This window comes from Vibrio paracholerae (assembly GCF_037672085.1).
GTDB lineage: Bacteria > Pseudomonadota > Gammaproteobacteria > Enterobacterales > Vibrionaceae > Vibrio > Vibrio cholerae.
Window position 1 is genome coordinate 71,023 of the sequence record NZ_JBBHLM010000003.1, and the last position, 21,733, is coordinate 92,755.

The 21,733-nt window shown below is 39.9% G+C and carries 16 protein-coding genes; 7 read left to right on the forward strand and 9 right to left on the reverse strand.

What is annotated here, in order from left to right:
* The first annotated feature begins 422 nt into the window (after positions 1–422).
* The 5 genes from R4537_RS17640 (at position 423) to R4537_RS17660 (ending at position 5,486) form a co-directional block, all read left to right on the forward strand.
* Positions 423–692, forward strand: a complete 270-nt coding sequence (locus tag R4537_RS17640; protein WP_000750467.1) for a hypothetical protein — start codon at positions 423–425, stop codon at positions 690–692.
* A 63-nt stretch (positions 693–755) separates the two neighbouring features.
* A complete protein-coding gene (locus R4537_RS17645; RefSeq protein ID WP_071178182.1) occupies positions 756–1,445 on the forward strand; it encodes a YjbF family lipoprotein in 690 nt (229 codons plus the stop codon).
* A complete protein-coding gene (locus R4537_RS17650) occupies positions 1,445–2,215 on the forward strand; it encodes a capsule biosynthesis GfcC family protein (protein ID WP_071178178.1) in 771 nt (256 codons plus the stop codon). The genes R4537_RS17645 and R4537_RS17650 overlap by 1 nt, the downstream gene beginning before the upstream one ends.
* A complete protein-coding gene (locus R4537_RS17655; protein WP_071178177.1) occupies positions 2,212–4,413 on the forward strand; it encodes a YjbH domain-containing protein in 2,202 nt (733 codons plus the stop codon). The genes R4537_RS17650 and R4537_RS17655 overlap by 4 nt, the downstream gene beginning before the upstream one ends.
* A gap of 296 nt (positions 4,414–4,709) precedes the next feature.
* Positions 4,710–5,486, forward strand: coding sequence for a S1 family serine peptidase (locus tag R4537_RS17660; RefSeq protein WP_071178176.1), 777 nt, complete (start codon positions 4,710–4,712; stop codon positions 5,484–5,486).
* A 48-nt stretch (positions 5,487–5,534) separates the two neighbouring features.
* On the opposite strand, the gene R4537_RS17665 is transcribed toward R4537_RS17660, so the two are convergent.
* Positions 5,535–6,089 (reverse strand): sugar transferase, encoded by a 555-nt coding sequence (locus R4537_RS17665; protein WP_000236732.1) that lies wholly within the window; start codon positions 6,087–6,089, stop codon positions 5,535–5,537.
* 7 nt (positions 6,090–6,096) lie between these two features.
* On the reverse strand, positions 6,097–7,068 hold the full coding sequence (locus R4537_RS17670) for a UDP-glucose 4-epimerase family protein (protein WP_071178175.1): 972 nt from the start codon (positions 7,066–7,068) through the stop codon (positions 6,097–6,099).
* Between the two features lie 152 nt (positions 7,069–7,220).
* Here R4537_RS17670 and R4537_RS17675 point away from each other — a divergent pair, with 152 nt between their 5' ends.
* Together R4537_RS17675 and R4537_RS17680 are read left to right on the forward strand one after the other, a co-directional pair.
* On the forward strand, positions 7,221–9,095 hold the full coding sequence (locus tag R4537_RS17675; protein WP_071178174.1) for a polysaccharide biosynthesis protein: 1,875 nt from the start codon (positions 7,221–7,223) through the stop codon (positions 9,093–9,095).
* A complete protein-coding gene (locus tag R4537_RS17680) occupies positions 9,095–9,880 on the forward strand; it encodes a glycosyltransferase family protein (RefSeq protein WP_071178173.1) in 786 nt (261 codons plus the stop codon). The genes R4537_RS17675 and R4537_RS17680 overlap by 1 nt, the downstream gene beginning before the upstream one ends.
* An 11-nt stretch (positions 9,881–9,891) precedes the next feature.
* Here R4537_RS17680 and wecB read toward each other — a convergent pair whose 3' ends face one another.
* From wecB to R4537_RS17715, 7 genes are all read right to left on the reverse strand, one after another.
* Complete coding sequence (gene wecB, locus R4537_RS17685) at positions 9,892–11,025, reverse strand: non-hydrolyzing UDP-N-acetylglucosamine 2-epimerase (RefSeq protein ID WP_071178172.1); 1,134 nt, start codon at positions 11,023–11,025, stop codon at positions 9,892–9,894.
* A 53-nt stretch (positions 11,026–11,078) separates the two neighbouring features.
* On the reverse strand, positions 11,079–12,152 hold the full coding sequence (locus R4537_RS17690; RefSeq protein ID WP_033933088.1) for a glycosyltransferase family protein: 1,074 nt from the start codon (positions 12,150–12,152) through the stop codon (positions 11,079–11,081).
* A 9-nt stretch (positions 12,153–12,161) separates the two neighbouring features.
* A complete protein-coding gene (locus R4537_RS17695; RefSeq protein WP_033933087.1) occupies positions 12,162–13,406 on the reverse strand; it encodes a glycosyltransferase in 1,245 nt (414 codons plus the stop codon).
* Positions 13,407–13,454: 48 nt separating this feature from the next.
* Positions 13,455–17,126 (reverse strand): glycosyltransferase, encoded by a 3,672-nt coding sequence (locus tag R4537_RS17700; RefSeq protein ID WP_033933086.1) that lies wholly within the window; start codon positions 17,124–17,126, stop codon positions 13,455–13,457.
* A gap of 199 nt (positions 17,127–17,325) precedes the next feature.
* On the reverse strand, positions 17,326–19,596 hold the full coding sequence (locus tag R4537_RS17705; RefSeq protein ID WP_071178171.1) for a class I SAM-dependent methyltransferase: 2,271 nt from the start codon (positions 19,594–19,596) through the stop codon (positions 17,326–17,328).
* Complete coding sequence (locus R4537_RS17710; protein ID WP_033933084.1) at positions 19,589–20,926, reverse strand: ABC transporter ATP-binding protein; 1,338 nt, start codon at positions 20,924–20,926, stop codon at positions 19,589–19,591. Before R4537_RS17710 ends, R4537_RS17705 begins: the two co-directional genes overlap by 8 nt.
* On the reverse strand, positions 20,916–21,731 hold the full coding sequence (locus tag R4537_RS17715; protein WP_033933083.1) for an ABC transporter permease: 816 nt from the start codon (positions 21,729–21,731) through the stop codon (positions 20,916–20,918). Before R4537_RS17715 ends, R4537_RS17710 begins: the two co-directional genes overlap by 11 nt.
* Between the last annotated feature and the right edge of the window lie 2 nt (positions 21,732–21,733).

Consider the following 21,733-nt stretch of genomic DNA (forward strand, 5'->3'; position numbering starts at 1 on the left):
ATTTAAATAACTTGAAGCTGTTTGCAGCTTTTTCCTATGCTACCGCCCTGAGGTGTCGTTCCTCCCAACGCGGATATTCCTTATTTTTATGAGTCAGGTCTATTTATTGCGAGCAATTTCACAAAAAACCCAACTGATGATTAAAACATCAGCAAAATGTAATTTTTCGAATGAGCCGAAAAGCCACTAAAATGGCGTAATTTGACGCGGAATCATACAGAGGTTGCCTAGGATTGTGAAGCTTATATTTTGTCAATTTACTAGTTCATTTCCACTCGCAAATTACATCCTTATTATTAATATCTTTCACTGTAGACCCCTTTATTTTGTTTACATTAAAAGCAATTCTGTTTATCTTTTGCGTCGTCCGCGATTAAGGCGGATATACATCGATGTAATTAATATCTTTCATGGAGAAGACTATGAAAAAAACAGCACTTGTGTTGTTGGGGATGTTTGCATTTAGTGGTGTAGCAGTAGCAGCAACAGAAGAAGCAACAACAACTTCTAGCACTTCTACTACCACTACAGCTTCTACCTCTGCAGCAGGCGGTGGTACTGCAGGTGCAGCGGCAGTAGGTACAGTAACAGCAACGGCAGTGGGTATCACTGCAGCGGCGGTTGCAATTGCTGCAGTAGCATCAAGCAACTCAGGTACAGGCACTACGACCACTGTTACAGCGGCGCAGTAATCTGACCTTTAAAACAACCGCGTAATGCGGTTGTTTTCTTATAAACTTTTAGATCAACCTCTCATGCGCAAAATATATTATTTATTTCTTTGTCAGTTATTTCTTCTTTCCGGATGTGCAAAGAATGCGCAGCATTTATCTGACTCTTTGCAACTCGCCATTTTCGGGCCAGAACAGCCTGTTATTTCCGCAGAAAAAGTCGCCAGTATTCCTTACGCAAGTATCTATATTCAGCAAAATGATAACCCGCTGGCTTTAATGGTTTTGGCTTGGGCTGAACCGGCGAAAAATAATACACATACCGCGTTGAAATGGATCTCGGCCGGGCAGGAAATGGTGGTGACCGAAGGGGGACGAATTACCAAAACCCTTAATTTGGGTGGCGGAAATTTAGTCAATATTGAATCTCACTCTGTCGATCCTTTGCTATTAGGGCTACATAACGCGAGTACGCCGCGCTATTGGGAGTTCTATTTGAGCTGGCAACCCGGCTATCACTTTCACTATTTGGCGCAATCTCGTTTTGTGAGTGAAGGCGAGCAAATCAAGCAGTTGCCCAATGGCGAATCTCGCTCTCTGCTGCTGTTCAATGAGCAGATTACGATTGCAGCGCTGGATCAGCAGTATCACAACTATTACTGGATCGACCCGACTTCAGGGGCGGTCGTCGCGACCGAGCAACAATTGGCTCCGGGCTTGAACCGTTATGCCCTCGCGGTGGGTAAATCTTATTTGAATCAAGGAGGCATCTAATGCTGAAACGTTGGGTAACCTTGATTACGTTGGTCGGCGGGCTCAGTGCTCACTCACTGTTTGCCGCACCTTTGGTGACTACGCTAGAAACGCGCTTTGCTGGCAACGCCACTCAGTTGCGCTTTGAGGAGCCAATTCGCCTTGATCAAGCGGTCATGCAAACGCTGGAACATTATCAACTCAGTACATTGGATGTGGAGTGGTCAAGCGCAGGGCTGTTCGATTTAAGTCATCCGTTCTCGTTTAAGCAGCATGTGCTACTGGTGTTGGCGCATCAGCAATCTGCCGCGCCCATGACGCAAAAAGTGTTATGGGAAACGCTGCGCGATCAATTACGCCTTTCTGCGTTTGCAAAGCGTATTTTTACCCCAATCGATCCTGATTGGACACGGCTTGCCGCGCAAGATAACCCACGCCTAAACGGCCAATGGTTATTAACGCTCAATCCGAGAGTGGCGGAAGTTTCCGTTTACGGGGCGGTGAAAAAGCCCGGAGATGTCACGTGGCGAGGTCGTCAATCGGCTAAGGATTATGCGCAAGCCGCCGGTTTAGTCGATGAGCAGATCAGTGAAATTGTGGTGATTCAACCCGATGGCGTGGTGCAAAAACATTCGGTGGCGTATTGGAATATGACCTTTGCTGAAGTTGCCCCTGGGGCCATTGTGTACGTGCCTATGCCGCTGCACGACTCTTCTTTTTATCCTGATACTCCAAGCACTGACGCTAATCAGTTAGTGATCGAACTGCTGAGAAATAGATTACCGCTATGAAAACTGGCCGCTGTCCTCAACTTAATACTTCTCTCTCACTGCTTGCCGTTGTGGTCAGCAGTGCGTTGTTGGTGCCAAGGTATGCCAACGCCGATGAATTCAGCTATCCGCAGCTGCGCCATTCGCAAACGGATTTTGGCGGCGCGGGGCTGATTCAAATGCCGAGTGCGCGCATGATGCCCGAAGGCGAACTGAGCCTCGCGGTGACCAACAATGATGATTACATTCACTACGCGGTTTCGCTGCAACTGTTCCCGTGGCTAGAAACAACGGTACGTTATACCCAAGTGCATGAGCTGCTGTACAGTGGCGATTCAGGGTTTAGCGGTGACACTAAGTACACGGATAAATCGATTGATGCCAAATTGCGCCTATGGGAAGAGAGCTACTGGCTACCTGAGATTTCGCTGGGTCTGCGCGATGTCGGCGGTACAGGCCTATTTGATGGCGAGTACTTGGTGGCGAGCAAGAATTTTGGCTCGCTCGATTTTACTTTGGGTGTTGGCTGGGGTTATTTAGGTAATCGCGCCAATCTCACTGGCGATAAATCCAAGACACCCGACTGTGGGCGTGATGGTAGCTACGGCGGCAAAGGCGGGATGTTTGATCTCGGCCGAATGTTTACGGGGTGTACTGCGCTGTTTGGAGGCGTGGAATATCAAACGCCTTTTGAACCGCTACGCCTAAAGGTGGAATACGATGGCAATGACTACCGCAGTGATTTTCCGGTCACGCGCGGCAAGCAGTCGATGCCCGTCGATACACCATGGAACTTTGGGGTGGTTTACGCGCTCACTGACTGGGCAGATTTACGCCTGAGTTATGAACGCGGCAATACGTTTACTGCGGGGGTGACTTTCGGTACTAACGTCGCCGCTCTTACACCCACATGGGTCGATTCTCCCGCGCCGACTTACCAGCCAGCACCAAGCAAAACCGAACTCACGGATGAAGAATGGCAACGCTTAAGCCAAGATTTGGCGACGGTGGCTGGCTATCAATCGGTGGAAGTGTATCAAGCGGCAGATAGCGTTACGGTGAAAGGGGCACAGGTGAAATACCGTGACCGCCAAGAGGCAGAGCAAAGAGCCGCCACTTTGATTGCCAATACGGGCATTGATGCCAGAACTTATCGCATTATTGAAACGGGTGAAGATCAGCCATTAACCGAGACTCGCTTAAACAGTGCCGCCTTCAAGCGCATTGCCGATCGCGATTATCCGGATGCCAAATTGGATGATGCCAAACAAACCGGTAACCCGGCCCCGATTTCGGGTGACCTAAAAGCCGCGCAAATCGAGCGCTGGAGTTTTGGTTTTTCTCCTGTGTTACAGCAGTCGTTCGGTGGTTCAGAAGATTTCTACCTCTACGCGATTGGGGTCAATGCAAATGCCCGTTATAAAGCCGGCGATCACTGGCTATTTTCAGGCACGCTTTATGGCAACCTGACCGATAACTACGACAAGTACAAATACACGGTGCCGCCCGATGGTACGGATTTGAAACGTGTGCGTACGTTGTCGCGCCAATACTATGAAGAAGTGGTACGGGTGGATAATTTGCAGCTGACTTACTTTGACCAATGGAATCAATTCTATGGTCAGGCGTATGCCGGCTATCTGGAAACCATGTTTGCTGGTGTAGGTAGTGAGATTTTGTATCGTCCACTTGGTAAGAATTGGGCGATCGGAGTGAACGGTAACTATGTTAAGCAGCGCGATCCTAGCTCGACTTTTGGTCTGTATGAGCAAGAGCGACAAAAAGATGGCAAACAGGAGTACAGAGTGCAAACGGGTACGGTGACTGGACATGCGACCCTCTATTGGCAGCCGCAATTTTGGTCATTGCTGGATAACACCTTGCTTAAACTGAGTGCGGGACGGTATTTGACAGAGGATATCGGCTTTACGATCGATTTCTCTAAGCAGTTCGCCAGCGGTGTGGTAGCTGGAGCCTTTGCGACTAAGACAGATCTCTCTGCTGAAGAGTTTGGTGAAGGGAGTTTCTCCAAGGGTTTCTATATTTCGATTCCATTGGATTTGATGACTATTCGTCCAAGTACCGAGCGCGTGAACATTTCTTGGCTGCCACTGCAACGCGATGGCGGACAGATGTTAGGACGTCAACATACTCTGTTTGATATGACCGATGCTCGCGCACCTTGGTTTACCCGCCCTATTCAGCCGATTGCCGAGTAAGCCTAAACCCTGATGTTTTAAGCCCTGCTTTCATGCAGGGCTTTTTATTACCTTAAAACTAAGATTTTTTTTGCAACAAAAACCGTCATTTTTATGACATGTAACTAATAATTTTATCTTTATTTCATAGGGTTGCATTTTGACCATTTAATGACTCATAAATCACTAAATGAATGACAAAATGAGACGCATAGCAAATTTTGCAGAGGCAACTACACTCATAAGGAGCAGTAAAAATCGATCTTGAATGCGCATCTTGATCTCACTATCACAATGAGAATTTTCAGGAGGGCTCTATGCACCTTCTCAATTTTGATGCATTTTCATCGAAAACTTTTTTTCGTTTGTTTGTTGCCCCTTTGGCTATCGCACTGACTCTCACAGGTTGTGCTCACAGCAATGGTCAGTTGCACAAAGTGGCAAATGGCAATGCCCCAGCAATCGACTTTGAGATGACGGGCATCCCTCTGATCTATTTCGGCTATGGCTCAAGCGTGCCGATCACCGAGAATTTAAGCCTCACGGCAGCTCATGTCGCCAAATTGAATTATGACCGAGTGATCGCCTATCACCCCACCTGTGATATTGCCTTGGTAGAATCCGATAACCGCGGCCAGAACTTTCCTAAAATGGGGCTGGTTTATCAAGATCAACCCGTCACCACTTACGGTGTTAATAGTACGGGTAATGTGATTTCTGGATACGGTCATTATCGTATGGATCTTAACTTTGTGAATTATCGCTACTTTAAAGAGTGCCCAGCAAGCATTATGGACGCGCCCATTCAGGCTGGCATGAGCGGAGGTGGCACGTTTAATAGCCGAGGTGATTTGGTGGGCATTATCGCCGCCATGGCCGACACCAAAAATACCCGTTTATTGAATGGCGAAGCCCTACCCTACGAACGCCTAAGTCTATTTGTTTCGATTAACTATGTCCGCGGTTGGTTAGATAACGCCGTCAATCAATATTACGGCGGGCAAAACCAAAGGTTGGTATGGCGGTTAGAGGGAGGGGATGACACGGAGCAACTCGCAAAAACCACTCCATCGCCTCTTTCTGTTCAAGAGTAACCGAACCGCATATAAATATCCAAGCCGTCCAACTGGACGGCTTGATTGTTATGGTTTAACGCGATCACCCGCTCCCTTGCCTAAAACGGTCTGAATGATATACGTAAAGTAGTTTTTTAAATTCAGCGTTTGAATCATCTGTTGATCAAGCTCTGCAAGCTTTACTGGTGTCGACATATCCACTTCGTTTACTTGAGCCAGTCCCGTAATGCCAGGGAGAACGGTAAACACTCCTCGGGATTCTCGTTCAACAATCAGATCTTGTTGATTAAACAAGCAAGGTCGAGGCCCAACTAAACTCATTTCCCCCTTAAGCACATTGATCAATTGTGGAAGCTCATCAAGCTTGGTTTTGCGCAGAAACTGACCGAGCCTAGTGACAGAAGAAGCACCAACCAAATGGGTTGCCACCGACGCCGTATTTTTTGGCATGGTTCGAAATTTAATGAGGGTAAATGGACGCTGATTCTTACCGACTCGCTGTTGGCAGAAAATAGGGGAGCCAGTATCAAAATAGCCCAAAATGCACACAATCAATAACACAGGCCAGAGTAACAACAGCCCAACTAGAGCAAAAATAAAATCAAGAAATCGAATAACCATGTCTTTATCACTTAGATGATTGAGATAAGTAGAAATTTACCGTGCGCGCTATGCCCTGTTCGAAACTCACAGGTGGCGACCAGTGTAGTGTTTTTTGGGTATGAGCGATATCCAGTTGTAAGTTACCGCATAAGCGCTGCCCCAGCTCTGGCTTACCCAATAGCCTCAGTAACCACTGCAGTCCGGTTTGTGGAATGGGTAATAATCGGGGTCGAATCTGCATTGCTTGGGCGATAGTTCTAAGAAGCGTGGTCAAAGAAACATCGTGGTTATCTGAAACTAAAAAAATCTCCCCTGCAGCTTTGGGATGCTGGCAACAAACTAAGATTAGATCGACTAAATTGTCTAAATACACCAGACTACGCAGATTCCCCACCGCACCAAGAGGTAAGGGAATCTGCTTTTTGACCCAATTCATCATAGAAAGGAAGTTAGCCTTAACCCCTTCGCCATACACTAACGGGGGACGAATGATCACAACTTCAAGTCCAGTTTCTGCTGCGAGCTCTAATAACTGTTGTTCCGCCTCATATTTACTTAAGCCATAAGGGTCAGAGGGAATATGTTGATCATCATGCTGAAAAGCAGACCCAGCTTTGGTTTGCTCACCGTTGACTTTAATTGAGCTTAAAAAGATAAATCTTTTGACTCCAGCAGATACTGCTTGCTTCGCCAAATTCAGAGTGCCTTGTGTATTCACATCACGATACGCTTTAAGGGCATCCGCTTCTGTTTCTTGCATTTGGTGAACTCTAGCGGCGCAATGAACTACACAATCGACACCGACTAAAGCTCTCTCCCAATCTGTATTTGGTGTGATATCAAGCAATACCTGCTCAAATGAATAGGGTTGTTGGCTGCGCGATTGCGCAACCAGTGCATACCCTATATTTTGCGCTTGGGTGAGTACTCGCAAACCGACAAAGCCAGATGCTCCAGTCACAAGTATTTTTAATGGTGTTTGATTATCTGGTTCCATCTTACCCTATCTTTTTACAAAACTATGTCAACGATCAGCATCATGAGTCTGGCAAACGCTACTCAAGCAAACTACAATTCGGGCGATACTAATATAACGCATAACAATATCAACCCGTTGGGTTGGCTAATTATAAGGCGAGCTGCTAAGCAATGTTTACCCCTATTCAACTGCTCTTAAGCGCACAGCGTCATCATAAGCGTATGATAACGTTGCTATATGATGTATTTGCGCTGATGTTTTCCCTTTATGCAGCCATCGCACTACGCTTAGATACTTTAGCATTCACGTTTAGCTTCCCAGAGTTTCTGAGCATGATGACAACGGTAGGGGTCACTCTCTACTGCTTTGTCCGACTCGGTATGTATCGCGCAGTGCTACGTTATATGATGCTGCCTGCGATCGGCTATATCTTTTTGTCTGTCATCATTTCTGCGGTGACGCTAGCACTGAGCGGCTTTTTCTTTCAGGCCTTTATTCCCCGCAGCGTCCCCTTTATTTATGCCGGCCTAGCAACGCTGACTTTAGGTGGGCCTAGAATTTTTATTCGCACCATCTATTACCATTATTACAAGCGTCAGAAACCAAATGTTTTTATCTATGGTGCAGGTTCAACAGGGCGAGATCTTGCCTATGCTCTCATTCAAGGTGATGAGTACCACCCGGTAATCTTCTTAGATGATGATCCAGCCAAAGCGGGACAAATTATTTTTGGGGTGCGTGTACATCACAGCAGCGAATTTGAATCACTCAGAAATCTTTACGAACCTGTAAAACTGCTGATCGCCATAAATAATATCGGTAAAAATACACGTATAAAATTGCTTGAACGCCTCTCTCATTGGCCTATTGAGATTCAATCTGTTCCCTCAGTGGAAGATATTGCTGCGGGACGCGCAAAATCTACTGATGTACAAGATCTCGATGTCGCCGATTTGCTTGGCCGCGCACCGGTTGAACCCGACTTAGCGCTGTTACAAAAAAACATTACTGAAAAATCCGTCATGGTCACTGGAGCGGGAGGTTCGATTGGCTCAGAGTTATGCAGACAAATCTTGGCTCAAAAACCTAAAACCTTAGTGTTATTTGAACTTAATGAATATAACTTGTATGCCATCGATCAGGAATTACAAGCGATCAAACAGAACTTAAAACTCAATACGAAAATTGTTGCGGCACTTGGCTCAGTACAACGAGAAAATCGCGTCAAAAAACTCATGCAAGCTCATCAAGTTGAAACGGTTTACCATGCTGCAGCCTATAAACACGTTCCCCTCGTTGAAGATAATGTTATCGAAGGCATTCGCAACAATGTCTTTGGAACATTAGCCTGTGCCAATGCTGCTATAGACGCTGGCGTAAAAAACTTTACTCTGATTTCAACGGATAAAGCCGTGCGGCCAACGAATATCATGGGTGCAAGCAAACGGATGGCAGAGCTGGTTCTACAAGCCCTAGCCGATAAAAACAGTGCAACCATTTTTACCATGGTACGTTTCGGGAATGTCTTAGGCTCTTCAGGATCGGTCGTACCTCTATTCAAAAAACAGATCCGCGAAGGTGGACCAGTAACGGTAACTCACCCTGATATCATCCGATATTTCATGCTGATTCCAGAAGCCGCTCAGCTTGTCATTCAAGCTGGGGCGATGAGTCATAATGGGCAAGTCTTTGTCCTCGATATGGGTGAACCAGTAAAAATCGTCGATCTCGCCAAACGTATGATTCATCTTATGGGAATGAAAGAATTCTGCGATGGAAGAAGTGATGAAGGCGATATCGAGATCAAGTTTACTGGCTTGCGCCCAGGAGAAAAGCTCTATGAAGAGCTACTTATCGGAGAGAATGTGGAAGGTACTAGCCATCAAAAGATCATGACGGCATGTGAAGAAAAACTGAGTTGGGATGCAATGGAAGACCTACTCACGGAACTTGATGTATGCTGTCATAATTTTGATGTGGAATGTATTAAGCGTCTTTTACTTGATGCACCTACGGGTTATAAACCAAATGAGTTTTGCTGTTAATGAAACTTTTTATTTCTGTTGTTAACCACAACCATGATCAGATGATCATAAATAATCCAACACTTCAGCAATTGGCAACAAAGCACCATGTAATTTTAAAGTCTAACACTCTAGCCTCACCAGAACTCACGGCATATTGTATTCAAAATCGCATTTCCTTATTACAGGGTACATCATTTAAGGGCTTCGGTGCTAATAACAATGAAGTTTATCACTATGCAAAAAATAAACTCGAGATGCATGAAAATGACTTCTTCTTAGTTTTGAATCCAGATGTCGAAATTACACTAGAAAGTATTGACCGACTACTTATTGAAGCTGCGTCATTATCTACAGACATTGTTGCAATAAACCTTTATAGAGATAAACACTTTACTGTCTATGATAATTCGATTCGTCATTATCCAAAGCTGCTTGCCCCAATTAAATCTCTTTTAGGTATTAAGCGAAGCGACATATACGATAAAAGTGTGATTGATAAACCAATCAGAATTGAATGGGCGGCAGGTTCATTCCTTCTATTTAAAGCTGCTTGCTATCATGCCTTAAATGGCTTTGATGAACGTTACTTCATGTACTTTGAAGATGCAGACATTTGTACAAGAGCCAATAAAAATGGCTTTAATGTTTTTTATATTCCAAACATTAAAGCCACTCACTATGCATCACATCAAAATAGAAGCGTATTTTCTAAACATTTTATTTGGTATTGGTGTAGTTCAATTCGTTACCAGCTAAAGTTTATAGAAAAATACTCATCTAAAGATAACGGTTTAATAAACTAGTTACCAATAATCTAGTTTAACTTTCGTGCTATGGCATCAAGAATTCGTTGGGAGGCCGCACCATCACCGTATGGATTATGTGCGACACTCATTTTCTTATAAGCTTGATTGTCAGTAAGTAAAATAGAAACTTCATTGACAATACGGCTTACATCGGTACCAACTAACTTTACAGTTCCAGCCTCGACCGCTTCAGGCCTTTCTGTCGTATCGCGCATAACTAAAACAGGCTTGCCCAGTGACGGAGCCTCTTCTTGAATGCCACCCGAATCTGTCAATATAACATCTGAACGATCCATAAGATAAACAAATGGTAGATAATCCTGAGGCTCAATTAAAAATATATTTGGTTGGCCAGAGAGAAAGCGATTAACAGGCTCTCGTACATTCGGATTGAGATGCACTGGGTAGACAAAATCAACATCAATGAATTTGGTTGCAAGCTCAGAGACAGCTTGACAAATACGTTCAAACCCACCTCCGAAACTTTCTCGGCGATGGCCAGTGATCAAGACAACACGTCGTCCTGTTTTAAGAAAATCAAACTGCTTTACAAAGCAAGATTGCAGTTCCGGATCATTATTTAACTTGTCACGAACCATAAATAATGCATCGATCACCGTATTTCCCGTTACAACAATCGTATCTGCAGGAACATTCTCTGCTAGCAAATTATTCTGAGAGGTAGAAGTCGGAGCAAAATGTAAATTTGCTAGGCTGCCAGTAACTTTACGATTCCCTTCTTCAGGCCATGGAGAGTATATATTTTTGGTTCTAAGCCCTGCTTCAACGTGACCTACTTTAATTTGTTGGAAGTATGCTGCCAAAGTAGTCGACAAAGTCGTAGCAGTATCACCATGTACTAAAACGTAGTCTGGCTTAAACTCCTGCAAAACGCTACGCAATCCAAGTAGTATAGAAGACGTCACATCAGTAAGATCCTGGCCTGCTTTCATTATTTTCAGGTCATATTCTGGCTGGATACCAAACAGTTCAAGTACTTGATCCAACATCTGACGATGTTGACCTGTTACACAAACTTTGCTTTCAAAACGGTTATCCTGTTTAAGCCCTTCTACAACCGGCGCCATCTTAATTGCTTCTGGACGTGTTCCAAAAACAGATAATACTTTAAATTTTTGCATATTATTAACCTAGTATGATGGAGTACATCATAGCTTACTTATTAATTTAAGTTTCATAAGGATAACTGACTAAAAAATGGTATGAATCGTTCTGGCCAAGTGACAGTATTTTCAGCATTTATAGTTTTCCCAATTGCAAATGTTTGAAAATCATACACACTTTGAGCCTCAATTCTGGAGGACATTTGTCCAAATCGTGTACTAATCACAGGTAAATCATAAGCTCGGTATTCATAATACTTTACGGGATCAACTGAATCGGTAAGTTCATTAACTTTAAATGGGATAATACCGTAATCAAAATCAGAAATTACGCCACCGATCGCAGAATGTTCAACTGCAGGAAATAGCTTGATATTTTTAGGCAGTCCATTAGGAATGGACACATAATTAGGCCCAATAATACGGACTTCTGATTCAGGATAGCGTTTTGCTAACCCACATACCGCCTCCCAATCAAACCAAGCAGCAATTGTTCCAACATAGCCAAAAATTAATTTTCCTGATTTTTTTTCTAGGCGTTGAAACTTACTTGCAGCTTCAAAAAATTGGCTATCACATGCATTTAACGTAAGCAATGAACTCTCATCGGGAAGCGCATATATTTCTTTCAATGCTGAACATGAGTACAAGCATTTATCAACTCGACTTATTATATTGTTCAATATATTACTAACACTTCGTTTGGCAATACCTTTGAAGAAACAAGGGAAATTATCCATTACATCTAATGCACTACTCTTATATTCAAAATTATCAAGTAAATGGATAGCAAGTAATGAGGGCTTACCTATGACAACATGACAAATGTCAGACTCTATATGGGATTTTATTTCATGAACAATACTGTTCATTTTCCTATTATTTAATTTTCTATATATAAAATTAACTGGTTCAATTGGAACCAGTCTAGGATTTATTATTTTAATATTATCAGGAACCTCGAAACTATTTGCCTCAAACGGTGAAACTAAACGTCTAAAGTCAGATAACTGAGGAAATCTTGATGGAGTAGGGTTAATCCAAATTATATTTTTAAAACCGAAAATAATAGCTTGCTTGATAAAAAAATGGGGACGCTGAGCAATACTATTCCAAGGTACTGGTGAAAAATAGATCAAATCCATAAGTATGTGTTAATGAAAATGAATTGAATGATAAGCCAGAGCACGATTCTTCCAGCTATTCTGAGCCGCCAGAAGTTTCAATTTCTGACAATAATCTGAGTCATTTACTCGCTGTAGTGCTATAGGTAATACCTGATTAATCTCAGAGATATTTGCACCATGATACACTTCTCGATACTTAACACACTCAATCATGTCAGAAGTCACGATGACTGGTTTACCCATCGCAAAATATTCAAAGAGTTTAAGAGGTGATGTTGTTTTTGCAATTTCTCCTAATCGGAATGGGATCCAACAAACATCAAAACTCATAGCCACGGAGGGAAGATATTGATAGCTGACAGGGCCAATCCAAAGAAAATTGTCGTTATGATTAGGAAGGAGAGACTGACAACCTCCATAATCAGGCCCAATCATGAGGAATCCTACATTAGGATGACTGTCTACAACCTGCTTTATCAAATCGTACCATAACCAAGGTGCAATAGCTCCGAAATATCCCACCACTTTTTCATACTTATCAAAAAAATTACTTATATCTTGAACTGCAACAGTATTTTTCCCTATATGGTGCTGATAGTGTTCAATATCAACACCATTAGGGATTAAAGTTACTTTATCAGGGCTTAAATAACTGCAGGCTTCATTAAATAGTGCATCAGCTGTTGCCACAACATGATCAACACCGCCTTCAAACGCAAAATTCCTAATTTTAATTAAATGGTTAATTTCCTTTTTACCGCCAGAAATTTCTTCACTGATATGATCAATATATTCATATATTACTTTTCCATGATCACGCATCGCGATCATATGATTTTGCCGATTGAATATAGATGTAGAAAAATATATTCTCTTGACAGCCTTTAAAGAATCAACAAATTTTAATCGGTTAGTGAGCCAAACATTTTTTTCTATCTGCTTGAATCCGTTAATATTATCACCTTGGGTCTTATATATAACTAAGCAGTTCTGATCAGAACCAAGTGCTGTAGCTAGATGCTGAGGACGTTGATATAAATCAATACCCCAATCAACTGCTAGTTCAAATATATAAATTTCGGCAAATTCACCTAGCATTTTTTTAAATTCATCTTCATCAATCAAGCCACTTAAATTTGATTTTGAAGATGTAAGTAGTTTTGTTCTCAAATAGCGAACAAAACTATACCGAAAACCATTCAGTAGGTTACGTGCCGATGAGGGCATTGACCAATAGATGTTTTTTAAAAAAATATATATACTCTTCTTCATAGTATCTCAAATGCTAAAGGCACAAGGATATGTATGTGCCTTACATTACTATAGTTTATTCTTCACCAAGTCAATATAACGTTTAAACATCTTACTTTTATCGTATCCATCAAGGGCTGCATTAACTTTTAAACCTGGATAGTCTTCATAGAATTTAAGCATCAATCGAGAGAACTCACTTTCAATTATAGGGGACGAATTCAACTCAGTAATCCCTAGATTAAACTTAAATAAATCAATGTGAGGTTTTACAGTTAATATATGAGATTCATCCCTTAAGTCATCCGGTATGAGTGTTTCTATTGTAATTATCGGTAACATAGCAGCAATGGCTTCTAAGATAACCAATGGTGCCCCTTCAAAAAATGGAGAGTGAACAAAAACGTTAGCAATAGAATAATATTTCTGAATATGACTATCATGACCAACATGAATAACCCTATTTTTCAGGTTATGCTTACTTATCTCTTCGTTGACTTCTTGGTACACTTTCTGCTCATATACTGGGCCAACCATAACTAGCTTAGCTTTTGGAGCCTTTTCAGCTATTTTTGCAAATGACCTAACCAAAGATGCAGAATTTTTTTGATGATTGATAGAACCAACAGACAAAAAGATAAAGTCATCTTTTTTTAATCCTAGCTTCTGATAAAGTGCTTCTCTCTCTTCCTCTGAAGTCAGAGTAGAAAATTTATTTAAATCAACGCCATTTGGAATAACAATGCATTTTTCTTCCGGCAATTCTAACTTTTTAATTGCATAGTCTAAAGCTATCTTAGACACGGAAATATAGCAATCGGTATATTGTGAAGCAGACTTAAAGACTTCCTTCTCTTGATAAGAGAACCACATATACATATTATGAATGACTTGAATAGTGTAAATATCAAGCTGTTTACAAATCTCAAGTCCCATTAATGAGTAATGCGTCATGACAACTTTTGGGGATGTTCTTCTAAGAAAGTCTTCATAAACATACTCATCGAATGGCATACTTACTACTCGAAGACCACTTTGAATAGCCTTGTCGAGCGCTGGACCAGTTTCTCCGAAAACTACTAGACAGCATTTAAGTCCAGCTTTTTCAAATTCAGTATTGACATCAATGACCACATTTTCTAATCCACCAGCAACAAAATTATCTACTTGTACAACAACATCGAACTTGTCTTCGTAGGATATTACTGTAGACAAATCAAATTGGCTAATAGTCTGAACGTCAATTTGAGCTATTTGCTTATACTTGTGCCATACTCTTGATGCTAAATGAGTCATTCTAGGACTGGATTTCAAATGATGTTTGACTTTCTTAGCAAATTTAAACATATTTCCTTTTGATACAAATTTATTATTAAAAAATCTAACTAATTCGTCACTACCAGAGACTTTAGCCTGTTTTAATTTTTTCACTACATCTCGATTTTTCAAAATCATTTCTTGACGTTGAACTTCGTTTGGAATATTTCCTTTCACAAATTCTCGTATGTCAACATATTGCATGCCATAGTTATCAAAATCACCTATTTTGGGGGTCTCAATAACTGGAATGATATCATAGTCGAGGTACTCAATGAGTTTGGTTGGGCAGGAAACATTATTAACAATAATATCTTCTCGAAGAATAAATCCGAAGTCTGAAATTTGGTAGAAATGTCGAAGCTCATCAGGACTTTTACATCCAATTTCAATATTAGCTGATTTGAATGCTTCTAGTGAAAGTCTTTGAGATATTTCCTCTGGTTGAGGACAGAAGAAATAGATTTTAAACTTATCTCTTACCTGTTCAATCGCCGATAACATCTTGTCGACTTGCTGCCATTTATGTAAACCACCTGCATAAATAACTTTTAACTGCTCGCTGTCAGATGACTTGTTACACTCATCATTATTTGCATTTTGGAATATAGGTAAGGTAACCCCTTTTACCTGAAGGTCAATACGATATTTATCAGCAAGATATTGCTTCATTGTATCTGTAACTGTTAATACAATATTGGCATTTTTTACCGCAATTTTTTCATATTTTTCATATAGGCAAGCACTATAATAGTCACCATAATAACGAAACTCTTCTGGCACAACACCATGGATATCAATTGCTTTTTTTATAAAAGGGAAATACATCAGATAGCCAAAACGACTATCATGCATACGTAGTACACTATGGAAATAAATTTTACGACAGCGTAATGTTAATAATAATGTTAGCATTCGAGCTAAAAATTTATTTTTTCTGGAACCATGTATATTAACAGAAATGACCTGCTTGCTCGGTATCGACCACCAATGGCCGTCTTGATTGTGGTCTACATAAACGCGCCAACGATCTTGAATTTGCTCATCGATGGCTTTAATACGTTGGAAATAACCATCATTTAACTTATCTTCATATGGGTATCCACCGAAGAAAACAACCCCCTTGAAGTTAGCAACTGTCTTCAACGCTCTTTTTATTGAGCCCAAAAAACCTATCTTTAATTCATTCAATTTTTTTCCTGAAACCAAATCAGGTGCATTTTCACACAGGAACTTGTAACTAATAATTGTCTGTAGTTGGCAGTCATTTATATTAGTAAGGAAAGTATCAAACTTCTTGTTAAAGTTAGCTAAGTCCATTTCGGAAGGAGTTTTTTTAAATAAACATGTCTTATGCTTCTTAATATAATCCCAATCAGCCTGAATTGATTCAAAAATATTGGCATTTCCATTGTACTGTACATTATATTTATCAATTGCGGTATCAACTAGTTTTGAAATAGCTTTACTTTCACTCACATAGTTTGATACTAAAAGATCAAGCTCTTTGACAAATCTCTGATCATAAAATGAGAAACTCTCTATTTTACTCCTATTTCTTAAGCAAAAACTAATATCTTGAAAATAGGACATGAATGGCCTTTCTGCTCTATATGCCCAAGTAATATCGTGCTTTTTCTCTAGGTAACTGCGATTTCTATCTGCTTTTTCTTGGAAGTATGTGTGCTGAAGCTGGCCAAATGAAGCCGATCCCCAGTGATGAATGAAAACATCACGACATAGCTTAGGTGTTATTCCACTTTCTTTTAACCTGATACAATAGTCATCGTCTTCATAACCACCAGGGAAGAATGTCTCATCAAGTAAACCTACTTTTTGTATAGCTGATTTATTGAGCAACACACAGAAAAAAGTAATATCAGAGTCAACAACAGAATATTGAAAATCACTATAGCGCTTGTTTGAATATTGATTTATTGCCTGATAAACACTTTCTTTTACACCTATTTCATCCGTACCTAATGCATCTGATAATGAAAAGTCGTAATCACATGGGACACACTGCTCGCTATCAGCCTTGTTGGTAACCGCACTGACGACATCTTCATTCTTCTCTGCTAATCTATCTAACCAATGATCAGTAACAATGACATCACTGTTTAAAAGACAAATACGATCAACTTCAGAATCTTCTAAAAACTTCTTGATACCAACATTATTACCACCAGAGAAACCTCTATTCTCCTCTTCCTGAATAAATAACCAGTTTTTATTGGCATCATCGGCATATCTGTCAAATGAGGCCTTTATAAGAATTTGTTCTTCTTGTTTAGACGCGTTGTCTATAAGTATTACTTTATAACTTGTTTCATTATATGCACGACTTAAGCTGCTCAATGTTAGCTCAACAGCCTTGTGTGCATTGTAGGAAACAATAACTATTCCAACTTTATTATTAATCATATACTTTACTTCAATTTTTATTTACCCGATGACGCAGCTATCGATATTAGTCAAGGTAACGATCATTACGTATATTGACTGCAAGCCCAATATGATTATTTATAATGATTTAATCAACAGCAATTATTTGTATATTTCTAAAGAGGTGCCTAATTCGAATAAAAATGTGGGTGCTTTCGTCACTTTAAATACCTTCATATTATTTTAAGATAACTTTAGCTCTTCGATAGACATATCGAAGCCCTCGGTAAAATATGGATTGGCGCATTCGAGTATCAATTTTTGAAAAATTATCATTAACCTTATTTAGACGTTGTATTTCGGTTATATATACGTTGTTATCTCTTTTGAGTCTTGCAACTTCAGCATACAAGTTTTTAAGAGAATTGTTTTGTTCTGAAATAATCAATTCATGATTTGAGATAATACGTTCAAAGTAACCTTTGGCTTCAGTAGCTATCAGCTCAGGACGAGCATCAATACTATCAAAATTATCAAGCATATAAGCCGCTCTAGCACCTTTATCAAGCAGTTGAGACATTTCTGGCATACCAAATGGGAAAGGACTTTCACAGGTACCAATAATATTCAACCAGTTTAATTGAGAAAGGCGGATTACTTCTTGAATAATAGTTTCTAGATTTACTTTTGCCTTTTCATTTTCATTTATGCTAAGGTGAAGTTTAGCCATTTCAAAATAAGCATCTACAGTTTTATTTCCTAGCAACGGACTAAACTCAGCCACATCAAATTGAGTCGTAAGTTTAAAATACTCTAGAGACTTATTAATGTCACCTAAGTGCTTATATAGCAAAGCGGCCGCATATGCGATAGATACATTCCAGCGGATGTGGTGCGGAGTCTTTTTCTGCAAGTCTAAGTATTCATCAATTTTTTTCGAAATACTATCAACGACACTACTCTTAACATACTCTTCATTTTCAATGACAGAATATATATAGCCGCATAATGAAGCAGCATAATCAACTGAATCAGACGGAGTAGTTGACAATATTTCAAGTTGTTTAGAAGCAAGCAAATCCTTATTTAATAAACGTTGACCTCTAGTCACCGTTCCTCGAACTATCCATGGATTTTCATAATCTCTAGCAAAATTAACAACATTGAAATCTTCTGATTTCGGTAATACCCACTGAGTTTCACTATATGATAAGGAGTGGCCTTTCATTGGGTCCTTCATGCAAAGCAGAAGAATCCACTCAGCTTCGCAATCGAAACCTTCAACAGGAACCTCATGCCAGGCACGTGGCGAGTGATGGCACTTCATTGCACCACCAGCAGTTTGAACAAAGCCTTTCTCTAAGATAAAGTGAGTGCCGCACTCTTCTTTTAACCGCTCCCAAGTATATACATGAAAATGATGAGGATTTGGATCCTTACCTGTTTCATCAGCCCAGTTATTTGGGGCACAAATTAGCATCCTACCTGATGGTTTCAACACCCGCTCTAACTCAGCCAAATATTTCTTAGGCTCTGGTAGGTGTTCTATCGTTTCAAACGTTGTAATAAAATCAACTGAATTATCCGGTAAATTCTCAATATTCTGTGCGTCTGCTAATGAAAATTCAACATGGCCATCAACTTGGTAATTCTGTTGAGCATATTCAATGCCTGATTCACTTAAGTCCATGCCTATGACACGCTTCGCATGACTATTGTGGTAAATAATATGGCTTCCATAACCAAGGCCACATGCTAAATCTAATACAGTATCTCCTGGACGAACATATTCAGCAGCCTTGTGATATCGAATACAATGTGCATCACCTCTACGCCCAACCTCACGTAGCATATCCATGTGCAAAATTCGTTGTTTGTTCAACTCTTCCATAGAATACTTACGAATGGCTTGCTGAGGGATTTTTTCTAGCAGAACGTATATTTGCCACGGCTCTTGATTCAAGGCCTCATAAGCATTCAATCTATAGTAACCTGGGTGCTTACGAAAACCTGCTTCTAAACACTTAGTTTCCCACCATTCTCGACCTTCCACAGTTAAATGCCAGTGGCCATCTCTATCTTGTGTCGTGGCAATTTGAAGAAATACATATTTACCTGTAACTCGACAAATTTCTTTTAATGCTGCTGGGACATCATCAGGAGTCAGGTGCTCCATACAATCAGTTGAAACAACAGTATCAAAATGGTTATCTTGAAATGGCAGTTCTAAAATTGAACCTTGCTTAAATCTTCCTTTTAAACGACTATTTGCGCGCTCAATCACAACATCTGATATATCCAACCCAAAAGCATCAACTCCTGAATTGACTAATTCAGCAACTAACTTTCCTTCACCACAACCGATATCAAGAACTTTGCCGAATCCACATGTTTCAATAATTTGATTAGAGATTTTTTTCAGGTCACCGCTTGTCTCACCAATTCGATCAGGTGATGACCAGTATTCATTGTACGCATTATTATAGTCAGCAGGATTTGTGTTAGCCATTTATATCTTCCCAATTCGCCTTTATATTTAGATCGACTAAGCCACCGAAAAAAGCTTTACTTTCATGATTCACTACTTGAAAAAAAGCAGCTTCATCAACCCAATGTAATTGTGTTTGCATAGAGTAATCAGGCTTTTCCTCATGAGTTATCGATGCTTGAATTTCATATAGGTTTGCACCTAATATACAATTAAACTCAAACCAAACATCGAATATTTCATCTTTATTTAGCTTTCGACTCCAGAATATTTCACCTGATGAACCAGACTCCAACAGGTCAATATCCTGATTAAGAGTCCCCCATGATGTAATTTTTATTCCTTGTTTATTTCTTATTCTTAAAGCAACATTCAAATTTTCGATTTCAATATTAGCCTTACATTCAGCTTTAATTCTAACTTTATCTCCAACAGAGAACACTTTACTTGGAATTCCCTGATCATTAAAAGTTGAGACTTTAATTATTTCTGCTTGTCCACTTCCAAAAGATTTATTATCAAATTGAAATTTATCATTTTGTTTTAAAGCAATATTATTAACTATGTTCTTATAATAATCTTGCTCTTGCTCATGCAGTAGCTTACGGTATGAAATTAGTACTTCAGATGATGTTCCATGATCTACAATCTTACCATTATTAAGTAGAATGCTTTTTTCTGTTAATGTCCTCACTGATTCTTGATCATGTGATACAAACAAAAGTGTAACACCATCATTCGTCAGTTGTTCCATACGTTGATAACAACGTTTTTGGAATAAAGCATCACCGACGGCTAAGGCTTCATCGACAATTAAAATATCTGGTGTTAATTGCACTTGAACCGCAAATGCCAGTCTTACTAACATTCCGCTGGAGTAGGTTTTAACTGGTTGTTCAAGATGAACACCAATGTCAGCAAAAGCTGCAATATCATCAAAACGCTCATCTATTTCACGCTTTGATAAACCAACCAACATTCCATTAAGATAAACATTCTCTCGACCAGTAAACTCAGGGTTAAACCCTGAGCCAAGCTCCAAGAGAGCAGCGATTCTGCCATTAACAGCTAAATTACCCTCTGTTGGGAAAAGCGTTCCAGTAATAATCTGCAATAGTGTACTTTTACCTGAGCCATTTCTACCTACGATACCAAAAGATTCACCTTTTTCAATTTCAAATGATATATCTCTAAGTGCCCAAAATTCTGAGTAGTAAGGTGTGTTATCCCTGCCTAGAAATTGTTTTACAGGGGGAATAATAAACTGCTTGAGTCTATCTTTTGACGTTGGATATGTATGGAAACACTTACCTAATCCGTCAACCTTTATTGCCAAATTACTAGAGGACATCAGCAAAACCATTTTTAAATTTTGAAAAGCAGAAATAGCCCAGGTAGAGCACACATAAACTTAAACTCATAGACCATCCCCAGGAAATTAAATTTATGCTCTCACCATAAATAAGAACTTGTCGCGCTTCTTCAACTATTGGGGTTATTGGATTAATCATAAATATGAACCTATAGCTTTCTGGAATCATTTTTAAAGCATAGAAAATTGGTGACATAAATAACAGCACAGATGTTAAAGGCGGTATCAATTGGCCTACATCTCTAATATAAACACAGACAGATGATAATAACCAAGATAAACCAAGCAATAATAAAAATAAAGGTAATAATACAAATGGAAATAACAATATTGTTAAGTGTGGAACACCAAAGATAGCCAAATAAAAGACCAGCCATATTACAAATGCCACTAGAAAATTTATAATACCACTGAGTACATTAACCCAAGCTAGTATTTCTAGTGGAAATACAATTTTTTTCACGTAATTGACGTTACTTAGCACAAGTGACGGAGCTTTATTAATGCATTCAGAAAAAAAATTAAATAGCATCAATCCAGAGAACAAAATAATAGCAAATTCTGCTTTTGAGTCTGTCACACCGCTCCCCCCCCAACGTGCGTTAAATACCACACTGAAGAAAAATGTATATACTGATAACATAAGAAGCGGGTTAATGATACCCCACATACTACCTAACACAGATCCTTTGTATCGTTCAGATACATTTCGGACAGTCAATTGTTTAGTTAACTCCCAGTTTTTTATTAAAACAGAAAATGGTCTTATAATATAATTCAACACGT

Bases quoted from the DNA above. Each gene is read 5' to 3' on its own strand.
- R4537_RS17640 (WP_000750467.1), top strand. From the start codon at position 423: ATGAAAAAAACAGCACTTGTGTTGTTGGGGATGTTTGCATTTAGTGGT.
- R4537_RS17645 (WP_071178182.1), top strand. From the start codon at position 756: ATGCGCAAAATATATTATTTATTTCTTTGTCAGTTATTTCTTCTTTCC.
- R4537_RS17650 (WP_071178178.1), top strand. From the start codon at position 1,445: ATGCTGAAACGTTGGGTAACCTTGATTACGTTGGTCGGCGGGCTCAGT.
- R4537_RS17655 (WP_071178177.1), top strand. From the start codon at position 2,212: ATGAAAACTGGCCGCTGTCCTCAACTTAATACTTCTCTCTCACTGCTT.
- R4537_RS17660 (WP_071178176.1), top strand. From the start codon at position 4,710: ATGCACCTTCTCAATTTTGATGCATTTTCATCGAAAACTTTTTTTCGT.
- R4537_RS17665 (WP_000236732.1), bottom strand. From the start codon at position 6,089: ATGGTTATTCGATTTCTTGATTTTATTTTTGCTCTAGTTGGGCTGTTG.
- R4537_RS17670 (WP_071178175.1), bottom strand. From the start codon at position 7,068: ATGGAACCAGATAATCAAACACCATTAAAAATACTTGTGACTGGAGCA.
- R4537_RS17675 (WP_071178174.1), top strand. From the start codon at position 7,221: ATGTTTACCCCTATTCAACTGCTCTTAAGCGCACAGCGTCATCATAAG.
- R4537_RS17680 (WP_071178173.1), top strand. From the start codon at position 9,095: ATGAAACTTTTTATTTCTGTTGTTAACCACAACCATGATCAGATGATC.
- wecB (WP_071178172.1), bottom strand. From the start codon at position 11,025: ATGCAAAAATTTAAAGTATTATCTGTTTTTGGAACACGTCCAGAAGCA.
- R4537_RS17690 (WP_033933088.1), bottom strand. From the start codon at position 12,152: ATGGATTTGATCTATTTTTCACCAGTACCTTGGAATAGTATTGCTCAG.
- R4537_RS17695 (WP_033933087.1), bottom strand. From the start codon at position 13,406: ATGAAGAAGAGTATATATATTTTTTTAAAAAACATCTATTGGTCAATG.
- R4537_RS17700 (WP_033933086.1), bottom strand. From the start codon at position 17,126: ATGATTAATAATAAAGTTGGAATAGTTATTGTTTCCTACAATGCACAC.
- R4537_RS17705 (WP_071178171.1), bottom strand. From the start codon at position 19,596: ATGGCTAACACAAATCCTGCTGACTATAATAATGCGTACAATGAATAC.
- R4537_RS17710 (WP_033933084.1), bottom strand. From the start codon at position 20,926: ATGTCCTCTAGTAATTTGGCAATAAAGGTTGACGGATTAGGTAAGTGT.